Genomic DNA, 415 nt, shown 5'->3' with positions numbered 1-415 from the left:
ATATTTACATCATTTATTTTGTGATAGACTTTGTTATCAGCTGGCATATTGGGTGAGCCATCCACAAGATAACAAATATAAGGTGTCGAAGGCACTGGATGACCTGGCGTTGCTGTGAAATGCGAATAAGCCACAGGAAAACCTGTAGCCTCAAGAATTTTCTTTAATTCAAGTAATGTCATCGCCCAATCGTCCTTTCTATACGCTTTGGCAATTCATTAATTACATATTCTTCAACAGGACGAATATGGACTTTCGCCGGAACACGTCCACCATTTGCCTTTGCATGCCCTTTTTCTAATACATGTGTTAGTTGTGGTTTTAACGCATTATAAAGAATAATGGACTTACCATCTTTCTTTTTTCGCCAACCCTTACTGTACTTTCCTGTATCTTTAGGGCTATCTTGCCTTAA

At 38.6% G+C, this 415-nt stretch carries 1 protein-coding gene and 1 pseudogene; both read right to left on the bottom strand.

Annotation, left to right across the window (positions count from 1 at the left end; genetic code table 11):
• Positions 1-182, bottom strand: a pseudogene (locus MR056_RS22005) (hypothetical protein); the annotation flags it as partial.
• A partial coding sequence (locus MR056_RS22000; RefSeq protein ID WP_242136734.1) for an HK97 gp10 family phage protein occupies positions 179-415 on the bottom strand: 237 nt, incomplete at its 5' end. The gene MR056_RS22000 and the pseudogene MR056_RS22005, both read right to left, overlap by 4 nt.

The sequence above is a fragment of the Bacillus cereus group sp. BfR-BA-01360 genome, from assembly GCF_022663595.1.
Taxonomy (GTDB): Bacteria; Bacillota; Bacilli; order Bacillales; family Bacillaceae_G; genus Bacillus_A; species Bacillus_A cytotoxicus.
This window is presented reverse-complemented; position numbering and strand designations above follow the sequence as displayed.